Consider the following 24,208-nt stretch of genomic DNA (forward strand, 5'->3'; position numbering starts at 1 on the left):
GGGCGGAGAGAACAGGCCATGAGCATCGAATTCATCACTCCCGAGGTCGACGAACTGACCCCCCGCATCGCCGTGATCGGCGTCGGCGGCGCGGGCGGCAATGCGATCGCCAACATGATGCGTGCCGACGTGCAGGGCGTCGACTTCCTCGTCGCGAACACCGACGCGCAGGCGCTGAAGTCCTCCGTCGCGCCGCACCGTATCCAGCTCGGCTCGAAGATCACGCAAGGTTTGGGCGCGGGAGCCCGGCCGGAAATCGGCCGCGCCGCGGCGGAAGAGACGATCGACGAACTCGCCAAGCGGCTGGAGGGGGCGCACATGTGCTTCATCGCCGCCGGCATGGGCGGCGGCACGGGGACCGGCGCCGCACCGGTGATCGCCAAGGCCGCGCGCGACATGGGCATCCTGACCGTGGGTGTCGTCACCAAGCCGTTCAGCTTCGAAGGCAACCGCCGCGCCAAGGCCGCCGACGGCGGGATCGAGGAGCTGCAGAAGTACGTCGATACGCTGATCGTCATCCCCAACCAGAATTTGTTCCTCATCGCCAACGCGAACACGACCTTCAAGGAAGCGTTCGAGATGGCGGACGAGGTGCTGCAGCAGGGCGTGCGCGGCATCACCGACCTCATGGTCATGCCCGGCCTCATCAACCTCGACTTCGCCGACGTCCGCTCGGTGATGCAGGAAATGGGCAAGGCGATGATGGGCACGGGCGAGGCGAGCGGCGACAATCGCGCGCTCGAGGCCGCGCAAAAGGCGATCGCAAACCCTCTCCTCGACGGCGTTTCCATGCAGGGCGCGAAGGGCGTCATCATTTCGATCACCGGCGGCGACGACATGCGCCTGCTCGAGGTGGACGAGGCGGCGAACCACATCCGCGACCTGGTCGACCCTGACGCCAACATCATCTGGGGTTCGGCGTTCAACCCGGATCTGGAAGGCAAGATCCGCGTCTCGGTCGTCGCCACCGGCATCGATTCGGATGCCAAGCCGCAGACCGCGTCCCCGCAGGCGGAACCCACCAAGTCGTTCAGTTTCGGCATGGGCCGCAAGACCGACGATGCGACCTCGTTCCGCCCGAGCGCCGCGACGCAGCCGGTGCCGACGCCCGCCGCGCCTGCTCCCGTGCCGCCGCCCGCGCCCGCGCAGCCCGTCGCCGCGCCGAGCGTCTCCTTCGCGCCGCCCGCCGAGCCCGAGCCGCTCGATCTGACCGCGGGGGATGCGGTCGCCGGCGACGACGAACTGGTGCTGGGTGCCGAGACGATGGTGCCGCAGCCCGCACCGCGCGCCTATGGTGACGAGCAGTCGTATGCGGCACCGACGCCGCAGGCGCCCGCTGCGTCGGCGGACGATGCCGCCGCGCGCCGTCGCTGGATCGCGCCGGGCAGTGAGGCCGCGCCGGAAGCCACGCCCGCGCCGCGCGTCAAATTGGGCGGCACGTTGTTCGAACGCATGTCCAATGCCGCGCGCGGCGCGCAGCGCGACGAGACGGGTGACGACAAAGAGCCGCTGGACATCCCGCGCTTCCTGCATCGTCAGAACAACCAGTAACGCGCTTCGGACGGCGCGCGCCCGCGGTCCGAAGCATGCCCCGGCGACGGGGCGGGATCATCTCGCCGCCCGCGCCGGGGTTTTCGTTTTGCCTACCCACCGGAATCCCGCCCGATGCGTACCGGATATTAACACGTGATCCCGGGCCTCGTCGCCGGCCAGGCTCGGTTCGGCGCACGGCAACGGTACGGGACATTGCCGGGTCGGCTGCGCTCGGCTCTAGTAACAGCGATCTCATGCGCGCTTTTTTCCCCATGTTTCTCGCGCTGGCGTCCGCGCCGGCCGCGCTCCTCGCGCAAGAGGTGGTCCAGCCCCTGCCCGGTACCACCGATGCCGATCGCCTCGCCGAGCAGATGCGCGCGCTGGCCGCCAACCCGCGCGACGTCAATGCGCTGATCGCGGCGGCTGAGCTGTCGCTCGGACTCGACGATCTCAGCGGCGCCGCGTCGCTGTTCGCGCGCGCTGAGAAGGTCGCGCCGAGCGATCCCAGGATCAAGGCGGGGGAGGGCGCAATCCTCGTCCGATCCGAACGCCCGGGCGAGGCGCTGCGCTATTTCGCGCAAGCCGAAGCCGGCGGGCTCGATCCGCGCCAGTTCGCCGCGGACCGCGGTCTCGCCTATGACCTGATCGGGCAACAGGAACGGGCGCAGCGCGACTATCGGCTGGCGCTGAAGACGGCACCGTCCGATGAGATCGCCAAGCGTTACGCCCTGTCGCTGGGAATTTCGGGCAAGCAGCAGGCGGCGCTCGACGTGCTCGACCCGTTGCTGCGCAAGCAAGACCGCAGTGCGTGGCGGACACGTGCCTTCGTGCTGGCCATGGCAGGCGATCAGGCCGGCGCGACGAAGATCGCGACGACGATGCTGCCGGGCGGGATGGCGCAGGGGTTGCAGCCGTTCTTCCAGCGGCTGCCGTCGCTGCCCGCCACGGACCGCGCCTTTGCGGTGCATTTCGGCGAGGTGCGCGCGACGCCCGAACGGATCGCCGATGCACGGCTGGCGCCAGCCATGCCGTATCTGGCGCCCGAGCCGTCTGCCGCTCCGGTCGCGCTCGCCGCGGCGACCACCCCCGTCGGACCGGTCGCGACCCGGCGCCCGGCGCGTCGCGAGCGCCTGCGCCCTGGCCGCGAGCAACTCGCCGCGGCGACGCCCGCACCGGCCACGCCCGCACCGATTGCCGTTGCCACGGGGCCTGCCGCGACTCCGCCCTCCTATGCCGAAGCGACGCGGGCGCTGGCGCAGGTCCAGCCGGTGCCGCAGCCCTCGGGCGCGGTGGCACTTGCCGCCGCCGCGACGCGCGTTGTGCCTTTTACGCCCACGCCCACGCCCACGCCCACGCCCACGCCGGTGCCGGCGCAGCGCCTCGCAACTGCGGCCGCGATGGTGCAGCCCGTTGCGCCGCAACCCGCCTTCACGCCGCCCGTTCAGCGCGCCGCGATACAGCCCATCACCGCCAGCGCGACGCAACCTGCCGCCAGGCTTGCGTCGGTGCAGCCTGCGCCCGCCACGGTCGCACCCCTGTCGTCAACGCCAGTCGTCGCTACCGCCCCGCCGGCGCCCGCGGCATCCGTTCCGGTCGCCACGCCGACCGTCACGCCCGCACCGCAGGCGCTGGCGATGGTGCAGCCCGTGCCGCGCACTCTGGAGCCTGCTTACACTCCGCCGCGTACCGAAACCGTCGCGACCGCTGCGCCCGCGGCCCGTGCAGCGCCGACGCACAGCGACACGCGCGCCTATGCCGCCACGCACCGGCGCGACGAAACCGACGCGGTGCTGGCGCGGATCGTCGCGGGCCTCTCGATCCCCGGTTCCGAGCTGGGCGTGACCGAGCCCGCGCGGCCCGCGCCGGTCGTCGCGGCGCCGGTCACGCTCCCCGCCGAAACCGCGGCGCGCGTGCTGGCGGAGGCGAAGGCGAAGGAACAGCGCGACGCCGAGGCGCAAAGGGCGCTCGCGGCCAAGGCGCTGGCCGACAAGCGCGCCGCCGACCGGAAGGCTGCCGCCGACAAGAAGGCGCTCGCCGCGAAAAAGGCGGCCGAGGCGGAAAAGCTCGCCGAGGCCAAGGAAGCGGCCGAGGAAAAGAAAAAGGCGCGCGCCAATCCTTCGCGCATCTGGGTGCAGGTCGCGGGCGGCGCGAACGAGGACGACCTGCCCAAGGCCTGGTCCGCCGCCAAGGCGAAAGCCCCGGCGCTCGCGGGCAAGAGCGGGTGGAAGACGCCGCTGCGCGCGACCAATCGCGTGCTCACCGGGCCGTTCAAGACGGATGCGGAGGCGCGCGCCTTCGTCAACACGCTGACCAAGGCGGGTATCGGCGCCTTTACCTTCACCAGCGACGCGGGACAGGTGGTGGAGAAGCTGTCGAGCAAGTAAGGCGCGGCGGATGACGTCACGCGCACCCTGGGCTTCCGATCCCACCGCCAGTCGCGGCCGCCTTCATGCCGAGGGGCTGGGAACGGCACGCGGTCCCCGCGACGATTTCCAGCGCGACCGGGACCGGATCATCCATTCGATCAGCTTCCGCCGCCTGCGTCACAAGACCCAGGTGTTCATGGCGCCCGACGGCGATCATTTCCGCGTCCGCCTGACCCACAGCCTGGAGGTCGCGCAGATCGGCCGCACGATCGCGCGCGTGCTGGGCCTCAACGAGGATCTGACCGAGGCGCTATGCCTTGCCCACGACATCGGCCATCCGCCCTTCGGCCACGCGGGCGAGGATGCGCTGAAGGCGGCGCTCGCCGATGCCGGAGGCTTCGACCACAACGGCCATACGCTACGCACGCTGACCACGATCGAGCGGCCCTATCCGACATGGAACGGCCTCAATCTGACGTGGGAGATGCTGGAAGGGCTGGCCAAGCACAATGGCCCGGTGCGGCATCCCGGCTGGGCGCTGCGCCTCGCCGATGCCGAATTCCCGCTCGACCTCGCCAGCCACGCGAGCCTGGAGGCGCAAGTGGCGGCGATCGCGGACGACATCGCCTACGACAATCACGACATCGACGACGGGCTGCGCGCGGGGTTGCTGACGCTCGATCAGATGCTCGCGGTACCGATGGTCGCGGCGGGATGGGAGGCGGCGCGGTCGCGCTTTCCCGACGTGCCGGAGAAGCGGCTGGCGCACGAACTGGTGCGCAGCCAGATCGGCCTGATGGTCAACGACCTGATCGAGGAGACGCGCGCGCGGATCGCCGCCTCCGGCGTCGAGAGCGCCGATGACGTCCGCGCGGCGGGGCGGGCATTGTGCGGCTTTTCGCCGGCGATGCGCGAGGCGGAACGCGACCTCAAGCGCTTCATGTACGCGAACCTATACCATCATCCGCGCCAGCTCGCCGCCGCGGAGACGGCGCACGGCATCGTCGCAGGGCTGTTCGCCGCCTATCGCGACGATCCCCGCACGATGGGCATCGAATGGGCGGACGGCGTGCCGGAGGCGGATCTGGACCGCAGCCGCCATATCGCGGACTTCATCGCCGGGATGACGGATCGCTATGCCATCGCCCGTTATCGTGAACTGGTCGGGCCGATCGAACTGCCGGAAGGATTCTGACCCCGGATGCGAAACGGGCCGCTCCCGGATGGGAACGGCCCGTAAGGTACGCGATACGGAAAGGTCGGTCGCGGATCAGCGCGCCGCGGTCTCGATGCCGCCCGTCGACTGGGCCGCGCCCGCCGCCTGCTGCGTGCGGAACGACACCGGATAGCCGCCGGCGACGCCCGACACGCGATCACCGCGCACGACGAGTCGGAACGGCGTGCCCGACGGATACTGGCGGCCGGTGATGACCTGCTGCTTGCCCTCGATATGGCTGGCGTAGACATAGGTCTGGCCGTCGTGCGTGAAGCTCTGGCGCCCGTCGGCGGCCATGCCGATGGTCGAGGTGAGGGCGGCCGTCACGGCGGCCAGGATGGCGATCGTCTTTCGCATGGTCATGCTCCCGCTTCGCTGGTGCGTATGAATTTCGCCTGCGATTTATTGCGGTGCAGCATAACCGACAAATGCTCGTTTCGGCCCCATGCGTGCAAATCGTGCAATCGTTGCCTGCATGTCCGCGCGGAGATAATTCTGCGACAATATGGGCGTAGGACGATCTTCGCCATTTTCCGACAATGTGGGAAAGGAGCGCGTAGGTGTCCGAAGTTGCCATCGCACTGAACCGGTTCGGGCTCGGCGCCCGCCCCGACGATATCGCCCCTGCCGATCCGCACGGCTGGCTGGAAGCGCAGATCGCGCGCTACCAGCCCGGCTCCGCGCGGCTCGCATCCGTCCCGACCAGCGTCGCCGTCGCGGCCGATATCCGCGACTATCGCGACGAACAGCGGATGTTGCGGCAGCAGGCGATGGCCAAGCCGGCAACGCCCGCCGTGCCGCCGATGTCCGCACCCCCGGCCGGCATGGCGCCGCCCGCCATGACGATGGCCATGCCCACCGGAGCCCCGGCGGTCCCGCCGTCCCCGGCGACGGCCAAGCCGGAGATGCGCGAGGCACGGCAGGCGGCCAGCCGGCTGGCGAAGGACGATTATACGGCGCTCGCCGCCGCCCGCGCCGACCTGGCGCTCGGCACGGACACGCCCTTTGCCGAGCGGCTGGTGCATTTCTGGTCGAACCATTTCGCCGTCTCCGCCGACAAGCTCGAACTGCTCGGACTGGCGGGTACGCTGGAGATGGAGGCGATCCGCCCGCATGTCATGGGCCGCTTTTCCGACATGCTGTTCGCGGTCGAACGGCATCCGGCGATGCTGCTCTACCTCGACCAGTCGGTGTCGATCGGCCCCGACAGTCCGCTCGGCCTGAAGCTGGCGGCGCGCGGCAAGAGCAAGGCGGGCCTGAACGAGAATCTGGCGCGCGAGATCATGGAACTGCACACGCTGGGCGTGCGCACCGGTTACACGCAGGCCGACGTCACCGAATTCGCGCGGGCGATGACCGGATGGACGGTGAGCGGCATCGGCGGCGGTCCGGGCGGGCGGTTTTCCGATCCCCTGACCCCCGGCGGGTTCATGTTCGTGGACCAGGTGCACCAGCCGGGACCGCGCACGATCCTCAGGAAGACCTATCCGGCCGGCGGACGCGCGCAGGCGGAGGCGGTGTTGAGCGACCTGTCGGTGCATCCGGCGACGGCGCGGCATATCGCGACCAAGCTCGCGCGGCATTTCATCGCCGACGCGCCGCCGCCCGCCGCGGTGGGACGGCTGGAGGCCGCCTTCCTGCGCTCCGGCGGCGACCTGCCGACCGTCTACCGCGCGCTGATCGCGTCGCCGGAGGCGTGGGCGCCGCAACCCGCCAAGTTCAAGACGCCGTGGGAATGGTCGGTGTCCGCGTGGCGGGCGATCGGCACGCGAACCATCCAGCCCGGCGCGGTGCAGGGCATGCTCGACCAGCTCGGCCAGCCTTTGTGGAAGCCGGGCCAGCCGATCGGCTATGACGATACGGCACCGAGCTGGGCGGGACCGGACGCCATCCTGCGCCGGGTCGAGGCGGCGCAGCGCTTTGCCGCGAGCGCGCCCGCGGGCACCGATGCGCGCGCGCTCGCCGTGCAATTGTTTCCCGGCGCGCTGTCCCCGGCGACCGCGCAGGCGCTGCAACGCGCCGAAAGCCCGAACCAGGCGATCGCGCTGCTGCTCGTCTCGCCCGAAATGATGCGGAGGTAAGACAGATGGACCGTCGTTCCTTCCTGCGCGGCGCCGGTACGCTCGGTGTACTCGGCGGCTTCGCGCCCCGGCTCGCATTCGCCAAGGCGGCGACGGCGAAGCGTTTCGTCTTCATCATCCAGCGCGGCGCGGCCGACGGCATGGGGATCGTCGGCCCGGTCGGCGATCCCGCCTTCGTCGGTGCGCGCGGCGACCTTGCCGCCGACGTGGCGCAGGGTAAGAAGCTCGATGCGATGTTCGCGCTCCATCCCGCGCTCGCCACGACCGCAGGCTTGTACGGCCAGGGACAGGCGCTGTTCGCGCATGCGGTCGCGTCGCCCTATCGCGACCGGTCGCATTTCGACGGGCAGAACGTGCTCGAGACGGGCGGCGCCAGCGCGTACCAGTTGCGCGACGGCTGGATGAACCGGCTGCTCGGCCTCGTCCCCGCGGAAGATGCGCATGCCATCGCGGTCGCCGCGACCGTGCCGATGGCGCTGCGCGGCAAGCGCGAGGTGGCGAGCTACGCGCCGTCGTCCTTGCCGCATGCGTCGGACGACCTGCTCGCCCGCGTGACGCAACTGTACCAGGGCGATGCGCAGCTGCATGCCTTGTGGGACGAGGCGCTGTCGACGCGGCAGCTAACCGGCGATCTCAACGATCGCGACGCGCGCAACACCGGTGCGCTCGCCGCGCGCCTGCTCGCGCCGGCCAACGGCGCGCGCATCGCCACGATCGAGACGGGCGGCTGGGATACGCACGCCGGGCAGCGCGGCCGCCTGACGCAGCAATTGAAGGCGCTCGATGCGATGATCGGCGCGCTGCACGCCGGGCTGGGACCGGTGTGGAACGACACGTTGGTGCTGGTCGCGACCGAATTCGGCCGCACCGTCGCGGCGAACGGCACGGGCGGCACCGACCACGGCACCGGCACCGCGGCGATGCTGCTCGGCGGCGCGGTGAAGGGCGGGCGCGTGCTCGCCGATTGGCCGGGCCTTGCCCAGGCGAGCCTGTTCGAGAACCGCGACCTCAAGCCGACGACGCCGCTCGACGCGTTCATCGGCGGCGCGGTGGCGAGTCATTTTGCGGTCGACCCGACGCGCGCGATGCCCGCGCTATTCCCGTCGAGCGCGAAGACCGCGGCGATCGAGGGGCTGCTGCGGGTCTGACGAAGAAGCTCCCCTCCCGGTTGCGGGAGGGGGGACCCGCCGTCTGCCTTGCGACAATCCGCGCGCGACCGTACATCGCGGCGCATCATGACGCTCTATACCCGCTTTGCCGCGCATGTCGCCGCGGCCCTCGACACGCTGACCGCCGCCGGCACCCTGCCGGAGGGGATCGACCGCCGCAACGTGACGGTCGAGCCGCCGCGCGACGCGAGCCACGGCGATCTTGCCACCAACGCGGCCATGGTGCTCGCCAAGCCCGCCGGCACCAATCCGCGCATGTTGGCCGACGCGCTGGTCGCCGAGCTGGCGAAGCTGCCCGAGGTCGCGGGCGCGAGCGTCGCGGGGCCGGGCTTCATCAACATGACGTTGACCGATGCGGCATGGCGCGACGAACTCGCCGCCATCCCCGCCGCGGGCGACGATTACGGTCGCTCGACGATGGGGCAGGGGGTGCGCGTCAACGTCGAATACGTCTCCGCCAACCCGACCGGGCCGATGCACATGGGCCATTGCCGCGGCGCGGTGGTCGGCGACGCGCTCGCCAGCCTGCTCGAATTCGCCGGGCATGACGTGGTGCGCGAATATTACGTCAACGACGCGGGCGGCCAGGTCGACGTACTCGCGCGGTCCGCGCACCTGCGGTATCGCGAGGCGCTGGGTGAGGACGTCGGCGCGATCCCCGAAGGGCTCTACCCTGGCGACTATCTCGTCCCGGTCGGCAAGGCGCTGGCCGACGAATTCGGCGACCGCTACGTCGATGCGCCGGAGGACGAATGGCTGGCTTTGTTCCGCACGCGCACGGTCGCCGCGATGCTCGTCATGATCAAGGACGACCTCGCCCTCCTCGGCATCCACCACGACGTCTTCTCGTCGGAAGCCGAGCTGCAGGCCGCGGGCAAGCCCGAGGCGGCGGAAGCCTGGCTGCGCGAGCACGGCTTCGTCTACGATGGCTTCCTCGAGGCGCCCAAGGGCGAGACGCCCGAGGATTGGGAGCCGGTCGAACTGCCGCTGTTCCGCTCGACGGCGTTCGGCGACGACCAGGACCGGCCGATCAAGAAGTCGAACGGCAGCTGGACCTATTTCGGCGCCGACCTCGCCTATCATTTCCAGAAGAGCCAGTCCGCGGACCAGCTGATCGACATCTGGGGCGCGGACCATGCCGGCACCGTCAAGCGAATCGTCGCCGCGGTCGCCGCGCTGACTGGCGGCAAGACGCGCTTCGACGTCAAGCTCGTCCAGATGGTGCGGCTGCTACGCGGTGGCGAGCCGGTCAAGATGTCTAAGCGGGCCGGCAACTTCGTGACGCTTGCTGACGTGGTGCGCGAGGTCGGCAAGGACGTCGTGCGGTTCACGATGCTGACGCGCCGCGCGGATGCGCAGATGGACTTCGACTTCGCCAAGGTGGTCGAGGCGTCGAAGGACAATCCGGTCTTCTACGTGCAATATGCCCATGCGCGCATCGCCTCGCTGCATCGCCGCGCGGCGGAGGCGGGAATCGCGGGCGGCACGGCCGACCTGTCCCGCCTTGATACGGAGGAGCTGGCGCTGGTGAAGCTCGCGGCGCAGTTCCCGCGCGTCGTGGAGACCGCGGCGACAGCGCGTGAGCCGCACAGAATTGCATTTTATCTCTATGACTTGGCGGCGGCTTTTCATGCTTCGTGGAACGTCGGCAACGACCGCCCCGATCGCCGTTTCCTGATGCCCGAAGATCATGACGCGACGCGTGCGCGTCTGTTCTTGGCGGACGCCGTCGCGCAGATTATTCGTAACGGGCTCAATATCATGGGCGTGGTTGCGGTATCGGAGATGAAGTGATGGCCGACGAGAGGGACCTGCGGGAGGAAGACCGCCTGCCGTGGCTCGAAACCGTCGAGCCCGACGAGGAACGCAGCGCGCCGGTCGGCAAGATGATCGCGCTCGTCGTCGTCGGCCTGGCGATCCTCTCCGCGATCGTCTTTGGCATCTATAAGCTGCAGACGCGCCACACCGGCGGCAACGGCGAACTGATCGCGGCGCAGGAGGGCGACTACAAGGTGCGTCCCGACGACCCCGGCGGCCTGAAGGTGAAGGGCGAGGGCGATGCCGCCGTCGCGACCAGTGCGGGCAAGTCGGGCAGCGCATCGATCGACCTCAACGCCGTCCCCGAAAAGCCCGTCGAGGGCCATCGTGCCGGCGCGACCGCGGCCAAGGCGAAGGCCGACGGCGGTCGCAACGCGGTGGCGCAGGTACCGGCATCGGGCGGCCGCCTGGTTGCCGCGCCGCCCGTCACCGCGCAGCGCCCCGCCAATGCGGCCAACGGCGGCGGCGGCTCGCTCGTCCAGCTCGGCGCCTATCCGAGCGAGGCGACCGCCAACGCCGCCTGGGCCGGTTTCTCGAAGCGATTCGCGTATCTGGCGCCACTCGGCAAGGCGGTGCAGCCGGTCGCGATCGGCGGGCGGACGCTCTATCGCCTGCGCGTCAACGCGGGCAGCGCCAACCAGGCGGCGGATATCTGCGGCCGGTTGCGCGTCGCCGGCGAAAGCTGCTTCGTCGCCGGCTGATCCGGCACGCGGCGGGGTGTGACGAGGTGCGCGTCCCGCCGCGTCGGGCTGGCCTTTTGCGGCCCGCTGTCCTATATCGACGCTATCGCGACCAGTTCCTCCGTAGGCGGCCGCGACTGAGAGACCGAGTGTGCTCCCGCTTACGCAAGGAGTAAGGCACATGGGCCTCAACGATCTTCTCCACCGCCATCAGGTGTCGCTGATGATGGCCGATGCGGCGACGTGCCGCGAGGCGCGGCATAGCCATCGGGCGCTGGCGCGCGCCTATGCACACCGTATCGATGCCTGCGTCGCGCCGCTGCGGGGCGATGCCGCCCCGCTGGTGTCGCTCGCGTGAGCGACGCGCCGCAAATCGCCGCATCCCGTCCCACCCGTCGTTTCCGCCCTGCCAACGCCAATCGCCTGAGCGATGGGCAGAAGCGGCGCCAGGCGACGTTGATGGATGCGGCGTGGCGGGCGTTCGGCGATCGGGCGCGCACGATCGCCTTCCTTAACGAGCATGACGACGCACTCGGCGGTCGTCCGCTCGATCTCGCGATGGATGACGAGGCTGGGCTGGCGGCGGTCGTCGCACGCCTCGCCGCCTTTACGACCCCCGACACTTCCGCGGAAAGGCACGGCTGACCCATGTCCAGGGATACACATTTCTTTCGCGAGCAGGCCGAGCTTCAGCGGACCGCCGCGGCGCAGGCGACGCTCGACAACGTGCGCGAGCGGTGCGAGCGGGCCGCGACCTCGTGGGAGGCGATGGCCGCCCGTTCCGAACTGACCGAGCGCCGGCGCGGCGAGCGCGAAGCGCGAACCGCCGGGTGACGATCGCCACGACGGCGATCATCGCTGGTGCCGCGGCCGTTTCGACGGCCTCTTATTCCCTATGCCGTGCCGTGCCGCAGGGCCTGCGCCGCTATTATTGGTGGGCGCGACGATGATCGCGGCCCGTTACGAAACCCTCAGCCGCGCCGCCATCTTCCTCGCCGGGATCGATCCCGGCTCTTCCGCGTCGCAGCGCGCCGACTATGCGCGGTCGCGATTCGTGGGCAATTGCCTGAGCGAGATCGACCGATTCTACGCGTTGCTGATCGATGCCGTCGTCGACGCATCGCCGGCGCTGGCGCGGGAGCGCAACACGGCGCTGAAGCTCGGCCGCGTGTCGCCGGACGCGATCGGGTTGATCGCCGATCAGCGTCGCCTGCGCGCTATCGGGCGGACGCGCGCCTGCCTATCTTATTGCCGTGGCCGTGTGTGCCGGCCCGACGATCGCGGAACGGCGTGGATGAGCGCGGGCTGGACGGGGCGCGACGGCGTGCGCCTGCGCCGTTATGCGATGGGCGACCGGCTGCATCCCTCGACCCGCGATCTTGCGGACATCGCGGCTTTCTATCAGCGGCTGGGCGATGCGCTCGTCGTGCCCGGGGCCGCGCTCGCCAGGGCGGCCTGACGCGAGACGCGGGCCATGGCGCAGCGCGCGCGCCGGCGTTACACCGCGTCGACATGAAGCCCGTCATCTTCGGCCTGTCCGGCCCCGCGCTCACCGGCGACGAACGCGCCTTCTTCGCCGACGTCGAACCCGCTGGCTACATCCTCTTCAAGCGCAACGTGGAAACGCGCGACCAACTGCGCGCGCTGACCGATTCGCTACGCGATCTCGCCGGGCGCGACGATCTGGCGATCCTGATCGATCAGGAGGGCGGGCGCGTCGCGCGGATGGCGCCGCCGGAATGGCCCGCCTTTCCCGCCGGCCCCGCCTTCGCCGCGCTGTACGAGCGGGCGCCGATGTCCGCGATCCAGGCGATGCGCGCCAACGGCCAGGCGCTTGGCCTGATGCTCAGCGCGGTCGGTATCACCGTCGATTGCGCGCCGCTGCTCGACGTCGCGCAGCCCGACACGACGGCGGCGATCGCCAGCCGCGCCTATGGCAGCGACCCGATGCAGGTCGCCGCGCTCGGCCGGGCGATGCTGGAGGGGCTGGCGGCGGGCGGCGTCGTCGGCGTCGTCAAGCATATGCCCGGCCACGGCCGCGCGATCGTCGATTCGCATTACGATCTGCCGACCGTCACGGCGGATGCCGAATCGCTTGCGATCGACCTCGAACCGTTCCGCACGCTTGCGCAAGCGCCGATGGGGATGACGTCGCACATCGTCTTCCAGGCGTGGGATGCGGCACGGCCCGCGACGCTGTCGCCCGTCGTCATCGCACAGGTGATCCGCGGCATGATCGGCTTCGACGGCCTGCTGATGACCGACGATATCGACATGAAGGCGCTGTCGGGCAGTGCGGGGGACAAGGCCGCGGGTGCGATCGCGGCGGGATGCGACCTCGTCCTCGATTGCTGGGCGCGGATGGACGAGATGGTCGATATCGCGAACCGGTTGGGCGACATCGCGCCCGCCGCCCGCGCGCGGCTCGATCGCGCGATGGCGATGCGCACTCCGCCGCAGGGCGATTTCAACGCGCTGATCGCCCGCCGCGACGCCTTCCTCGCGCTCGCCTGATGGCCGAACCCGAGCAGCTGACGCTCGATCTCGACGGGTGGGAGGGGCCGCTCGACCTGTTGCTGTCGCTCGCGCGCGCGCAGAAGGTGGATCTGCGCGCCATCTCGATCCTCGCGCTCGTCGAGCAATATCTGCGCTTCGTCGATCGGGCGAAGGTGCTGCGCCTCGAGCTGGCCGCCGATTATCTCGTGATGGCGGCGTGGCTCGCCTACCTCAAGTCGGCACTGCTGCTGCCGCGCGATCCGGAGGTGGAGGTCGATCCCGAGGAACTGGCGCTCCGCCTGCAATTGCGCCTTGAGCGGTTGAACGCGATGCGCGAGGCGGGCGCGCGGTTGATGGCGCGCGACCGGCTGGGCCGCGACGTCTTCACGCGGGCAAGGCCGGAGGGGCTTCGCACCGTCCGCCATGCACGATGGCAGGCGGAGCTGTACGACGTCATCGCCGCCTACGGCCGGATCAGCGCGCGCAACCGTCCGGTGATGCACGTCGTCGCCGATCGGGAGGTAATGACGCTGGAGACGGCGCTGGCACGGATCGGCGCGCTGCTCGGTGTGCGGCTCGACTGGTCGACGCTGGAAAGCTTCCTGCCCGACGGCAGCGCGCGGCTGCGCAAGTCGGCGCTCGCCTCGTCCTTCCTCGCCGCGCTTGAACTGGCGAAGCAGGGCAGGGCCGAATTGCGCCAGAGCGCGCCCTTCGCGCCGCTCTACCTGCGGGCCGCATCATGAAGCCGCCCGATGACGTCGTCCGCGCGGTCGAGGCTTTGCTGTTCGCCTCGGCGGAGCCGTTGTCGCTCGATTCGATCCGCGCCCATGTCGGCGGCGGCGACGTGCGCGCGGCGCTCGCCCGGCTTGAAGCGGATTATGCCAGCCGCGGTATCGCGCTCGTCCGCCGCGGGGAGCGCTGGCATTTCCAGACCGCGCCCGACCTCGCGCACCTGCTGCGCCGCGATCGCGAAGAGCCGCGCCGCCTGTCGCGTGCGGGTGTCGAGACGCTGGCGATCATCGCCTATCACGAGCCGGTGACCCGCGCCGAGATCGAGGCGATCCGCGGCGTGCAGATATCGAAGGGCACGCTCGACGTGCTGATGGAGGCCGGCTGGGTGCGCCCCGCCGGGCGGCGCGAGGTGCCGGGACGGCCACTGACCTATGCGACGACGCCCGCTTTTCTCGCACATTTCGGCCTCGCCAGCCGCCGCGACCTGCCCGGCATCGACGATCTGCGCGCCGCCGGGCTGCTCGACCCGATCGACCTTGTGCGCGAAGGCGTACTGGCGGGGGCTTTGGCAGTGGAAAAGGACGACGACACCGACTAGATGGTAGGGAGTTTCAGGAGACATGCCATGGGCAGCTTCAGCCCGATCCATCTGCTCGTCCTTGCCGTCGTCGCCATCCTGCTGCTCGGCGGCGGCCGCTTCTCCAACCTGATGGGCGACGTCGCCAAGGGCGTGAAGAACTTCAAGAAGGGCATGGCGGAACAGGACGACGACGTCGTCGCCAAGCCCGCGCCGCGTATCGAGGCGCAGAAGTCCGCCGAACCCGCGTTCGACCGCGACGGCGAGCGCGTCCGCGAAGACCGCTGAGCCCGATCGTTCGATAGCGCCACGCGCCCATGTTCGATATCGCGCCGTCCGAATTTCTGCTGGTCGCCTTCGTCGCGCTGGTGGTGATCGGGCCGAAGGACCTGCCCAAGGCGATGCGGGTGGTCGGTTACTGGGTCGGCAAGGCGCGCGGCGTCGCGCGCCAGTTCCGCCAGGGCTTCGACAACATGGTCCGCGAGGCGGAGCTGGAGGAGATGGAGAAGCGCTGGGCCGCGGAGAATGCGCGGATCATGGCCGAACATCCCGCGACGCCCGCCGGCGAAACGGCACATGGCGATAATGCCGGGGCGGCACCTGCCGTCGTCGAGCATGACGCGCCCGCGCTCGTCGAACCGCCGGTGATCCACGATCGCCCCGCGCCGCCGTCCCCGCCCATCAGTGTCGACCATCCTGTCGTCGAACCCGCCGCACCGCACCATCCTGCGCCCCCGCGCGAAGGCGCACCGTCATGAGCGACGAGGCGCTGGCCGATGGCCATGACGAGATCGACGCCAGCCGCGCGCCGCTGCTCGATCATCTGGTCGAACTGCGCCGCCGCCTGCTCTATTGCATCGCCGCGGTCGCGGTCTGTTTCGGTGCGGCGATGTATTTCGCCAATCCGATCTTCGCCTTCCTGCTGAAACCGCTGCGCACGGCAGGGCAGACGGAGGTGATCTTCACCACCGTCTACGGCGGCTTCTTCACCGAGGTGAAGCTCGCCTTCTTCACCGCGATGATGCTGAGCTTTCCGGTCATCTCCAACCAGGCGTGGCGGTTCATCGCGCCGGGGCTGTACAAGAAGGAAAAGCGCGCGCTACTGCCGTTCCTGCTCGCGACGCCGGTGCTGTTCACCGCGGGTGCGGCGATGGCCTATTATGTCGCGGTGCCGATGGCGCTGCATTTCCTGCTCGGCTATTCGGGCATGGTCGGCGGCGTGAAGCGCCAGGCGCTGCCCGACATCGCCGAATATCTGTCGTTCATCATGCAATTCCTGTTCGGCTTCGGCATCGCCTTCCTGCTACCGGTGCTGCTGATGCTGCTCGAGCGGGCGGGGATCGTCACGCGCCAGCAGCTGAAGTCGGCGCGGCGTTATGCGATCGTCGGCGCCTTCGCGATCGCGGCGGTACTGACGCCGCCGGACGTCGGCTCGCAACTGCTGCTCGCGATACCCTTGTGCCTGCTCTACGAACTCGCGCTCGTCGGGATATGGTTCACCGAACGCAAGCGCGCGAAGATCGCCGCGGCGGAGGAAGCGCAGGCCGCCTGACAGCCGGTGGCGCCCCGTCGGCCATAGAAAAAGCCTCCCGCCCTCATGGGCGGGAGGCTTTTTGGTAAGCCGGTCTGGCGTCCGCGTTACTTGGACTTGTCGGCGGTCTTCGCGACGGTGTTGCCGGCAGAGCTCACGTCCTTGCCCATGCCTTCGACAGTGTTGCACGCGGTGACCATCAGCGCACCCGCGACGACGGCGAACCCAAGAAGCTTACGCATCGAATCTTCTCCTCGATGAAACGGAATTGGTGCGGTGCCAATGTTCGGAACGGCGGATCGTTCCGGTATCGCAATGCCTTTGGTACGGAAACGTTCACGAACAGGGTCGGCGTGTCCAGCGGACCCGGTCTCCGCGACGCGATCGCTTCCTGGAAACGTTAAAGGCCCGGAAGCAACACCGGGGGGGGGGGGAGGGTTGCTGCTTCCGGGCCTATGTCGTGGATCGCGAGAGCGGGGGGGCATAAGGTCGCGATCCGAGGTGCATAACGAGGCGCCTGGGCGCCGGTTCCATGAAAACTTCCGGTGCGGCGAATCTTTTTGGCCAACCTCAATCGCGGCCCGGTATCGTAAAGGCGATCTCGTAAGCGCCCGTCATCGGATCGTGATGCAGCGGTGCGCGCAGCTGGCGCGACAGGCCCTCGATCACGCGGCCGTAGCGCGTGGACAGCAGCTTGGTCAGCGTCTCGCTCTCGACGAAGGCGCGCGATACGACGCGCAGCGTGGCGCGCTTGTCCTCTTCGCCGGGCTTGATCGCGACGCGGATCTGCGCCGCGGGGTCGCACGTCATCGCCAGTTCGATCGTCTCCGTGACGAGGAAGGCGACCGCGACCGCGACGTCCTGGTTGACCAGGAACGGGTCGACGTCGAGCGCGATGACGAGGCTGCTCGCCCCCTCCGGTGCGGTCGCGCGGATGTTGGAGGCGAGCTCGCCGATCACCGAACGCAGGTTGAGCCCGCGATTTTCCTCCATCTCCGCGAAATGGTTGCGGTGGACGACGGCGAGCGCATCGACGCGGCGCTGGATCGAGGCATAGGCCGCGGTCGCATCCGCACTGGGCGCGCCGCGCGCGTGGAAGTTTATGAGGCTCGAGATGACCTGCAGGTTGTTCTTGACGCGGTGATGCACCTCGCGTGTCAGCTTGGTCTGGCGGACCACCGCGTCTGCCAGTCCCGCTTCGTGCAGGGCGACGGTGCGGCTGATCGCGCGGAACGTATCGCCAAGTTCGCGGATCTCCTGCGCGGGCAGCGGCCCGAGCTTGCCCGGATCGATGACCTCGCCGGGGGTATAGGCGGCGACGCTGGCGCGCAGCAGGCGCAGCGGCCGGATCAGCAGCCGGTCGACGACGAACCAGGACAGCCCCGCCGCCGCCGCCCACATCAGCAAAGGCAGCATCAGCGCGACGAGAAACGACGAGGTGATGGGCGCGCTGCGCATGCTGGTGCGCAGCATCAACCCGTCGAGCCCGATCGGCGTCTCCACCGTCTCGATACGGTCGAGCGGGCCAAGGCCCGGAATATCGGTCAGCGAGAGCGTGTTGGCGCCATCGACCAACGCCGTGCTGAGCGGCACCGCGCGGCTGCCCGATGCGGCAAGCCGCGACAGGAAGGCGGTGGGGAAGAGCACGCGGGCGATCGGCGATCCGCCCGGCGCCGCGACCGACAGGACGAGGCCGCGGTCGCCGAGCACCGCGATATCCATCGTCTTGTCGACGGAGGGTAAGGACGCATCGATCGCCTGTCCGCACAGCAGGCGGCCGCGCCGGTCGACGATGGAGAAGCGCGTGCCGATCGCGGCCTGCTGCGCGAAGACACCCTGCGCGCGCGCGCAACTCGGCGCGTCGGCGGGATCCTCGCGCAACGCCTCGACCGCGACCTGTAGCGCGGTGGTGTCGCCGATCAGCTCGATCGCGATGTTGCGCGCGCTTTCGGTCGCGGCGATTCGCAGCCGGGCGCGCACTTCCGCATCGGCGACGCGGCCGGTCTGCAACGTCGCGGCGATCGCGATCAATGCCAGCAACAGCAGTGCGATAGACAGCGTTATGAACAGCTTGGCGCCGGTCGGCAGGCGCGAGAGGGCGGATATGGGGGTCATCGCCGCGCGACGGGTCGCGTCGGCGGCATCGGTTACGGAGGCCATGCCCCCTTGGCTAGGCGAGCTTGTTCAGCAGGTCGAGCATTTCGTCCGGAACGCTCTCGTCGATCGTCTTCTGGTACGCCGAACGCAACGCCGCGCCCATGTCGCGGTCGCTGCCGTCGCCCTTTTCGGGCGCTTTTTTCGACGACGTCTTCCGGTCCTTGTCGCTGGCCAAATCCAACAAATCCCCCTGGTGGCCCGGCGATGTCCAGGCAATCGACGCAACGAAACATCCGCGACCCGTTGGCCGCGCTGACGGCGACTTTTGGGCGTTGGTCGGCGGATGAAACCAAATCGATGCTCGATGGTTCCATGGCGGCGCGAAAATTCCGCAGGTCCACGGGGGCGGCTGGGGTCTTCGACAAACACCGTTGCAAAGCCGCGGCCCCCCGCTCACCTATCGGGCCGCCAGTACATATTTCAGGGAGTGAAACCGACCCATGTCGCTTGGACAGCAACTCGCACCGCATCTTCCCTTCCTGCGGCGCTACGGCCGGGCCTTGACCGGCAGCCAGAACCAGGGCGACAAATATGTCCGTGCGACGTTGGAGGCGATCGTCGCGGCACCCGATCAGTTCCCGCGCGACGTCGATCCGCGGCTCGGCCTTTACCGCATGTTCCAGGGCATCTGGGCATCGGCCAACGCCGATGGGGCGGAGGAAACCTCGATCAGCGACATCGACGGCAGCGAGGCGGTCGCCCGCGCGCGTCTGGCGCGGATGACGCCGCTGTCGCGTCAGGCGCTGCTGCTCACCGCGATGGAGGGCTTCTCGCCCGAAGACGCGGCCTATCTGATCGAGGTGGAGACGAGCGAGGTCGAGAGCCTCGTCGCGGAGGCGCTGGCAGAGATCGAGAAGCAGACGCGTGCCCGCGTACTCATCATCGAGGACGAGCCGATCATCGCGATGGATATCGAGACGATCGTGCGCGACCTGGGTCACGAAGTGACCGGCGTCGCCGTCACGCGCGACGAGGCGGTGGCGCTGGCGATGGAGGATCGTCCCGGCCTCGTCCTCGCCGACATCCAGCTTGCCGACGACAGTTCGGGCATCGACGCGGTGAAGGACATCCTGGCGGAGTTCGAGGTGCCGGTGATCTTCATCACCGCTTTCCCGGAGCGGCTGCTCACCGGCGAGCGGCCGGAGCCGACCTTCCTGATCACCAAGCCGTTCCAGCGCTCGACGGTGAAGGCGGCGATCAGCCAGGCGCTGTTCTTCGACCAGAGTACGGTACCGGCTGCTGTCTGAACGATCGGCGAAGGTTACGGACCCAAAACGTCTTTCGGGGGTTGAGGCATCATGGCGGATCAGAACGAACCTGTGCATGTGACGACCACGGAAGCGCGGGCGGGTAGCACGCCGGGGGTCACGCGATATGTCCTCGGCATATCGCTGGTCCTGGTGATCGCGATCTTCGCCTTCCTCCTTCTTCGATAGGGTGTTCGTTTCCCTTGGCATTTGCATGTCGGGGTCCCTATCTCTGCTGCCGAAGGCGGCAATCAAGTCCCCGGCATTGAACGGAATTGCATGACCCAGCCTGCCCCGCGTGACGATTACGAGGACGATGAGGCGCCGGTGGCGATCGTCGAGCACGTTTCGCTGTCGGACCCGGAATTCAAGACGCAGCTGGCGCAGGTCATCCCGCATCTGCGCGCCTTCGGCCGCTCCTTGTCGGGCAGCCGCGATCTCGCCGACGATCTGGTGCAGGAAACGCTGCTGAAGGCGTGGGCGGCACGCAAGCGCTTCCAGGCGGGCACGAACATGCGTGCCTGGACGTTCATCATCCTGCGCAATCTCTACCTGTCGCAGATGCGCCGCGCTCGCTTCAAGGGTGAGTGGGACGACCTCGTCGCCGACCGTATCCTCGCCGCGCCCGCGAGCCAGGATCGCCACGTCGAACTCGGCGACATGCAGCGCGCGCTGATGCATCTGCCGCAGCCGCAGCGCGAGGCGCTGATCCTCGTCGGCGCAGGCGGTTTCGCTTACGAGGAAGCCGCCGAAATCTGTCAGGTTGCGGTGGGCACGATCAAAAGCCGTGTCGCGCGTGGCCGCGTCGCGCTGGAGAATATCCTGTCGGAAGGATCGCTGCCCTCGCGCCGCGATCACGAAACCGACACCAGCAAAACCGCGCTCGACACGATCATGGGCGAAGTGGACCAGCTCAGCCGCGGTCACTGATCCGAAGGCGGCGTGGAGGCGCGCACTGTTCCGCCATGCGGCGGTATTCCCATCCTGTCCGATCAAGGCCATCGCTTTCGAACGCGTCGGTAGAACGGCTATCGGTAACTCCGGCGGGTTTCTGCGAACACAGGAACCCATGACCACGCAAGACGATCTTTCTGAAACTGCGCTCAGGTCTATGCCGAGGTAGGCGAAGGTCCGATCGACAGACGGTCGTATTTCTATACCACCGCTAACGCGCAGCCGTCGTCTGTTCGAGCGTCCGACGGCTCAGTTCGGTAGCCGGTCGAGCTTCCCCAGCAGTATCAGCATATCGTCCGGCATTCCGGTGTCCCCGAACGCGCCGCGCAGCGAATGGCCCAGCGCATCGGTCGAGCGGGGGCTGCGCACGACATAGTCGTTCCCACGCGATTTTTTCGAATGATGCGCAGCCGGTGCCATGCCATCCTGAACGAGCGGTCGCACAATTCGTTGCCGTTTTGCGACGAGCCGTGGGGAAAGCGGGTAAGGCATGACGGAAACGCCGGACGGACGGGAAGAGGCGGCGCGCGGCGCGGCGGTCGCGCGCGTCCAGGCACATTCACCCTTCCTGTCGTCGATCCTCGCGCGGCATCCGGACTGGCGCGACCCCGTCGTCGCGGGAACGCTCGACTGGCGCGATGCGGCGGTCGTCGCGCCGGACGTCCCCGTCGCGCGGCGGCTGCGGCTGCAACGTCAGGCGCTCGCGCTGGCGGTGGCGGTCGACGATCTGGCGGGATGCGCGGACCTGACGCAGGTGACGCGCCGGCTCAGCGATTTCGCCGATCATGCGCTCGACACCGCGATCGACGCGGCGATCCGCGAGCGTGTGCCCGATGCCGATCCCTGTGGCTTCGTCGCTATCGCGCTTGGCAAGCTCGGCAGCCGCGAGCTCAATTATTCGTCCGACGTCGACCCAATCCTGCTGTTCGATCCCGCGATGATCCCGCATCGCGCGCGCGACGAGCCGGAGGAAGCGGCGGTGCGCATCGCCAGCCGCGTCGTCGACCTGCTCCAGACGCGCGACGGCGATGGTTATGTGCTGCGTGTCGACCTGCGTCTGCGTCCCGCGGCGGAGGTGACGCCGATCGCCATTCCGGTGATGGGGGCGATCAGCCATTACGAATCGCAGGCGCTGACGTGGGAGCGCGCCGCGTTCATCCGCGCGCGCGCCGCCGCGGGTGACAGGGCGCTCGGCGATCAGTTTCTCGACGCGATCCGCCCGTTCGTCTGGCGGCGGGGCCTCGATTTCGGGGCGGTGCGCGAGATCCGCGACCTGTCGCGCCGAATCCGCGACCATTATGCCAGCGGCCAGGCGTTCGGCGCGGGCTACGACCTGAAGCGCGGCCGCGGCGGCATCCGCGAGATCGAATTCTTCGCGCAGATCCACCAGTTGATCCATGGCGGCCGCGACCCGGCGCTGCGGGCGCCCGCGACGCGCGACGCGCTCGCCGCGCTCGCCGCGGCTGGGTGGATCGACGCGGCGGACGCGGCGATGCTGACGCACGCATATGTTCGGCTGCGCACCGTCGAGCATCGGCTGCAGATGGTGGACGACCGCCAGACGCATACGCTGCCCGCGGGCGAGGCGCTGGAGGGGGTCGCCGCGCTCGACGGTTTGCCCGATGCCGCGGCGCTGATGGACGGCCTCAACCCCGCGATCGTCGCGGTCGGCCGCCTCTACGATACGCTGGACGAGCGTGGTGCGGAGCGGCTGCCGCACGATGCCGATGCGCTCGCCGCGACGCTCGCTGTCGCCGGCTTCGCCGATGGCGCGGCGGCGGCGGCCGCGGTCGCGCGCTGGCGCAGCGGCCGCTATCCCGCGTTGCGCAGCCCGGCGGCGCGCGAGGCGCTGGAGGCGGTGCTGCCGGTGCTGATGCCGGCGCTGGCGGAGGCGCCCGATCCGGCGAGCGCGCTGCACCGGCTCGACCGCATGCTCGAACGGCTGCCCAGCGCGATCAACATCTTTCGCCTCCTCGAGGCGCGGCCCGGGCTCGCCGCGCTGCTCGCCGCGATCCTCAGCCATGCCGCGCCGCTCGCCGATACGCTGGCGATGCGGCCCGAGCTGATCGACGGGCTGATCGATGCGAGCGCGTTCGAGCCGCTCGGCGACGTCGCGGCGCTGGTCGCGCAGATGCGGCGGGGCGACGCCGCCGATTATCCATCGCTGCTCGACCAGGTGCGCCGCATCGTCGGCGAGCGGCGTTTCGCGCTGGGGTGCCAGATCGTCGCGGGCGCGGCCGATCCGCTCGTCGTCGCGGGCGGCTATGCGCGGCTCGCGGAGGCGGCGGTGGAAACGCTGGCGGAGGCGACCGTCGCGGATTTCGCGCGCACGCACGGCCGCGTGCCGGACAGCGAGCTCGTCATCCTCGGCTATGGCAGGCTCGGCGGCCAGGCGCTCACCCACGCCTCCGACCTCGATCTCGTCTATCTGTTCACCGGCGATTTCGCCGCGGAATCGGATGGGGCGAAGCCGCTCGGCGCGACGCTCTACTACAACCGCCTCGCGCAGCGGATCGGTGCGGCGCTGTCGGTACCGACCGCGGCGGGGCCGCTCTATCCGGTCGACACGCGGCTGCGCCCGTCGGGATCGCAGGGACCGCTCGTCGTCTCGCTCGACAGTTTCGCGCGCTACCAGCGGGAAGAGGCGTGGACGTGGGAGCATATGGCGCTGACTCGCGCCCGTCCGGTGTTCGGATCGCCCGCGGCGCGTGCCGCGGTGCAGGCGCAGATCGACGCGGTGCTCGCCGGCGCACGAGCGGCGCGCGCGATCGCTGGGGATGCCACGACGATGCGGGCCGAGATGGCGCGGCACAAGCCGCCCGCCGGGCCGCTCGATGCGAAGCTGCTGCCCGGCGGCCTCGTCGATCTGGAATTCACCGTGCACGTCGCGCAGCTTCGCCACCGCATCGGCTTCGATCCGCAACTGGCGGCGGCGATCGACGCGCTGGTCGGCGCGGGGCGGTTGCCCGCGTCGCTCCGCGATGCCTATGCGCTGCTCACGCGGTTGCTCGTCGTCGTGCGCCTCGTCGCGCCCGATGCCGCCGAGCCGCCGCCGGCGACTTGCGGCCTCATCGCCCGCGCGCTCGGCATGGCGGACTGGCCCGCGGTGGTTGCCGCGCTCGCCGCGACGCGGCAGGAGGTGGAGGCCGCATGGGCCGCAACGACGGAGGATGACGATGAATGAAGGCGCGACGATCCCGCCGGTGAGCGTGACCGCGATGGACGGCACGCCGGTCCGGCTGTCCCACTTGCCGCTGCCCGCGGTCGTTTATTTCTACCCCAAGGACGACACCGCCGGCTGCACGCGCGAGGCGCAGGATTTCTCGTCGCTTTCGGACAGCTTCGCCGCCGCCGGCGCCAGCGTGCTGGGGATAAGCAAGGATCCGCCCGCCGCGCACGCCAAATTCACCGCCAAGCACGACCTGTCCGTCACGCTCGCCTCCGACACGGACGGCAGCGTCTGCGACGCGTTCGGCGTGTGGGGCGAAAAGCAGATGTACGGGCGCAGCTATATGGGGATCGAGCGCGCGACCTTTTTGTTCGGGGCGGATGGCCGGCTGGTACGCGCGTGGCGCAAGGTCAAGGTGCCCGGCCACGCGCAGGCGGTGCTCGACGCTGTCCGCGCGCTGTAGGGGCCGCCGCCGCTAGCAA

At 69.4% G+C, this 24,208-nt stretch carries 26 protein-coding genes; 21 read left to right on the plus strand and 5 right to left on the minus strand.

The window, feature by feature from the left end:
- Nucleotides 1-18: 18 nt before the first annotated feature.
- The 3 genes from ftsZ (at nt 19) to DM480_RS11505 (ending at nt 5,094) form a co-directional block, all read left to right on the plus strand.
- Nucleotides 19-1,551 (plus strand): cell division protein FtsZ, encoded by a 1,533-nt coding sequence (gene ftsZ / locus DM480_RS11495; protein WP_115379157.1) that lies wholly within the window; start codon nt 19-21, stop codon nt 1,549-1,551.
- 236 nt (nt 1,552-1,787) lie between these two features.
- Nucleotides 1,788-3,917, plus strand: coding sequence for an SPOR domain-containing protein (locus DM480_RS11500; protein ID WP_115379159.1), 2,130 nt, complete (start codon nt 1,788-1,790; stop codon nt 3,915-3,917).
- Nucleotides 3,918-3,927: 10 nt separating this feature from the next.
- Nucleotides 3,928-5,094 (plus strand): deoxyguanosinetriphosphate triphosphohydrolase, encoded by a 1,167-nt coding sequence (locus tag DM480_RS11505; RefSeq protein WP_115379161.1) that lies wholly within the window; start codon nt 3,928-3,930, stop codon nt 5,092-5,094.
- Between the two features lie 75 nt (nt 5,095-5,169).
- Here the strand turns inward: DM480_RS11505 and DM480_RS11510 are convergent, their stop codons facing one another.
- The gene (locus tag DM480_RS11510; RefSeq protein ID WP_115379163.1) at nt 5,170-5,478 is read right to left on the minus strand and encodes a hypothetical protein; all 309 of its coding nucleotides are present in this window, start codon (nt 5,476-5,478) and stop codon (nt 5,170-5,172) included.
- A gap of 197 nt (nt 5,479-5,675) precedes the next feature.
- Between DM480_RS11510 and DM480_RS11515 the strand changes: the two genes are divergently transcribed.
- From DM480_RS11515 to tatC, 14 genes are all read left to right on the plus strand, one after another.
- Entirely contained in the window at nt 5,676-7,196 is a 1,521-nt protein-coding gene (locus tag DM480_RS11515; protein WP_198665811.1) for a DUF1800 domain-containing protein, read from the plus strand.
- Nucleotides 7,197-7,201: 5 nt separating this feature from the next.
- Complete coding sequence (locus DM480_RS11520; RefSeq protein ID WP_115379165.1) at nt 7,202-8,344, plus strand: DUF1501 domain-containing protein; 1,143 nt, start codon at nt 7,202-7,204, stop codon at nt 8,342-8,344.
- A gap of 87 nt (nt 8,345-8,431) precedes the next feature.
- Complete coding sequence (gene argS, locus DM480_RS11525; RefSeq protein WP_115379167.1) at nt 8,432-10,159, plus strand: arginine--tRNA ligase; 1,728 nt, start codon at nt 8,432-8,434, stop codon at nt 10,157-10,159.
- The gene (locus DM480_RS11530; RefSeq protein ID WP_115379169.1) at nt 10,159-10,884 is read left to right on the plus strand and encodes an SPOR domain-containing protein; all 726 of its coding nucleotides are present in this window, start codon (nt 10,159-10,161) and stop codon (nt 10,882-10,884) included. Before argS ends, DM480_RS11530 begins: the two co-directional genes overlap by 1 nt.
- A 160-nt stretch (nt 10,885-11,044) precedes the next feature.
- Nucleotides 11,045-11,221: a hypothetical protein gene (locus tag DM480_RS18280; protein ID WP_198665812.1), complete on the plus strand. Its 177-nt coding sequence runs from the start codon at nt 11,045-11,047 to the stop codon at nt 11,219-11,221.
- Nucleotides 11,218-11,508 (plus strand): antitoxin Xre/MbcA/ParS toxin-binding domain-containing protein, encoded by a 291-nt coding sequence (locus DM480_RS11535; RefSeq protein ID WP_115379171.1) that lies wholly within the window; start codon nt 11,218-11,220, stop codon nt 11,506-11,508. Before DM480_RS18280 ends, DM480_RS11535 begins: the two co-directional genes overlap by 4 nt.
- A 3-nt stretch (nt 11,509-11,511) precedes the next feature.
- Nucleotides 11,512-11,697 (plus strand): hypothetical protein, encoded by a 186-nt coding sequence (locus tag DM480_RS11540; RefSeq protein WP_115379173.1) that lies wholly within the window; start codon nt 11,512-11,514, stop codon nt 11,695-11,697.
- Nucleotides 11,698-11,809: 112 nt separating this feature from the next.
- On the plus strand, nt 11,810-12,322 hold the full coding sequence (locus DM480_RS11545) for a hypothetical protein (protein ID WP_125471509.1): 513 nt from the start codon (nt 11,810-11,812) through the stop codon (nt 12,320-12,322).
- Nucleotides 12,323-12,375: 53 nt separating this feature from the next.
- Nucleotides 12,376-13,377, plus strand: coding sequence for a beta-N-acetylhexosaminidase (gene nagZ, locus DM480_RS11550; RefSeq protein ID WP_115379178.1), 1,002 nt, complete (start codon nt 12,376-12,378; stop codon nt 13,375-13,377).
- Nucleotides 13,377-14,102: a segregation and condensation protein A gene (locus DM480_RS11555; RefSeq protein WP_115379180.1), complete on the plus strand. Its 726-nt coding sequence runs from the start codon at nt 13,377-13,379 to the stop codon at nt 14,100-14,102. Before nagZ ends, DM480_RS11555 begins: the two co-directional genes overlap by 1 nt.
- Nucleotides 14,099-14,689 carry an SMC-Scp complex subunit ScpB gene (scpB, locus tag DM480_RS11560; RefSeq protein ID WP_115379182.1) on the plus strand — a complete coding sequence of 197 codons (591 nt, stop codon included), beginning with the start codon at nt 14,099-14,101 and terminating at the stop codon, nt 14,687-14,689. Before DM480_RS11555 ends, scpB begins: the two co-directional genes overlap by 4 nt.
- 27 nt (nt 14,690-14,716) lie before the next feature.
- On the plus strand, nt 14,717-14,956 hold the full coding sequence (locus DM480_RS11565) for a twin-arginine translocase TatA/TatE family subunit (protein WP_115379184.1): 240 nt from the start codon (nt 14,717-14,719) through the stop codon (nt 14,954-14,956).
- A 29-nt stretch (nt 14,957-14,985) separates the two neighbouring features.
- The gene (tatB, locus tag DM480_RS11570) at nt 14,986-15,426 is read left to right on the plus strand and encodes a Sec-independent protein translocase protein TatB (protein WP_115379186.1); all 441 of its coding nucleotides are present in this window, start codon (nt 14,986-14,988) and stop codon (nt 15,424-15,426) included.
- Nucleotides 15,423-16,220, plus strand: coding sequence for a twin-arginine translocase subunit TatC (tatC, locus tag DM480_RS11575; protein WP_115379188.1), 798 nt, complete (start codon nt 15,423-15,425; stop codon nt 16,218-16,220). Before tatB ends, tatC begins: the two co-directional genes overlap by 4 nt.
- A gap of 86 nt (nt 16,221-16,306) precedes the next feature.
- On the opposite strand, the gene DM480_RS11580 is transcribed toward tatC, so the two are convergent.
- The 3 genes from DM480_RS11580 to DM480_RS18100 all read right to left on the minus strand — a co-directional run bounded on the left by DM480_RS11580 (nt 16,307) and on the right by DM480_RS18100 (nt 18,531).
- Entirely contained in the window at nt 16,307-16,441 is a 135-nt protein-coding gene (locus DM480_RS11580; protein WP_115379190.1) for an entericidin A/B family lipoprotein, read from the minus strand.
- A 328-nt stretch (nt 16,442-16,769) separates the two neighbouring features.
- A complete protein-coding gene (locus tag DM480_RS11585) occupies nt 16,770-18,314 on the minus strand; it encodes a sensor histidine kinase (protein ID WP_198665954.1) in 1,545 nt (514 codons plus the stop codon).
- A gap of 55 nt (nt 18,315-18,369) precedes the next feature.
- Entirely contained in the window at nt 18,370-18,531 is a 162-nt protein-coding gene (locus tag DM480_RS18100) for a NepR family anti-sigma factor (protein WP_232833977.1), read from the minus strand.
- A gap of 265 nt (nt 18,532-18,796) precedes the next feature.
- Between DM480_RS18100 and DM480_RS11590 the strand changes: the two genes are divergently transcribed.
- Both DM480_RS11590 and DM480_RS11595 read left to right on the plus strand, forming a co-directional pair.
- On the plus strand, nt 18,797-19,603 hold the full coding sequence (locus tag DM480_RS11590) for a response regulator (RefSeq protein WP_115379192.1): 807 nt from the start codon (nt 18,797-18,799) through the stop codon (nt 19,601-19,603).
- 279 nt (nt 19,604-19,882) lie between these two features.
- A complete protein-coding gene (locus DM480_RS11595) occupies nt 19,883-20,533 on the plus strand; it encodes a sigma-70 family RNA polymerase sigma factor (protein WP_115379194.1) in 651 nt (216 codons plus the stop codon).
- Nucleotides 20,534-20,806: 273 nt separating this feature from the next.
- Here the strand turns inward: DM480_RS11595 and DM480_RS18285 are convergent, their stop codons facing one another.
- Entirely contained in the window at nt 20,807-20,977 is a 171-nt protein-coding gene (locus DM480_RS18285; protein ID WP_198665813.1) for a hypothetical protein, read from the minus strand.
- A 70-nt stretch (nt 20,978-21,047) separates the two neighbouring features.
- Between DM480_RS18285 and DM480_RS11600 the strand changes: the two genes are divergently transcribed.
- A complete protein-coding gene (locus DM480_RS11600; RefSeq protein WP_115379196.1) occupies nt 21,048-23,741 on the plus strand; it encodes a bifunctional [glutamine synthetase] adenylyltransferase/[glutamine synthetase]-adenylyl-L-tyrosine phosphorylase in 2,694 nt (897 codons plus the stop codon).
- Complete coding sequence (locus DM480_RS11605; RefSeq protein WP_115381234.1) at nt 23,734-24,189, plus strand: peroxiredoxin; 456 nt, start codon at nt 23,734-23,736, stop codon at nt 24,187-24,189. The genes DM480_RS11600 and DM480_RS11605 overlap by 8 nt, the downstream gene beginning before the upstream one ends.
- The last annotated feature ends 19 nt before the right edge of the window (nt 24,190-24,208 follow it).

The organism is Sphingomonas sp. FARSPH (genome assembly GCF_003355005.1).
Taxonomy (GTDB): domain Bacteria; phylum Pseudomonadota; class Alphaproteobacteria; order Sphingomonadales; family Sphingomonadaceae; genus Sphingomonas.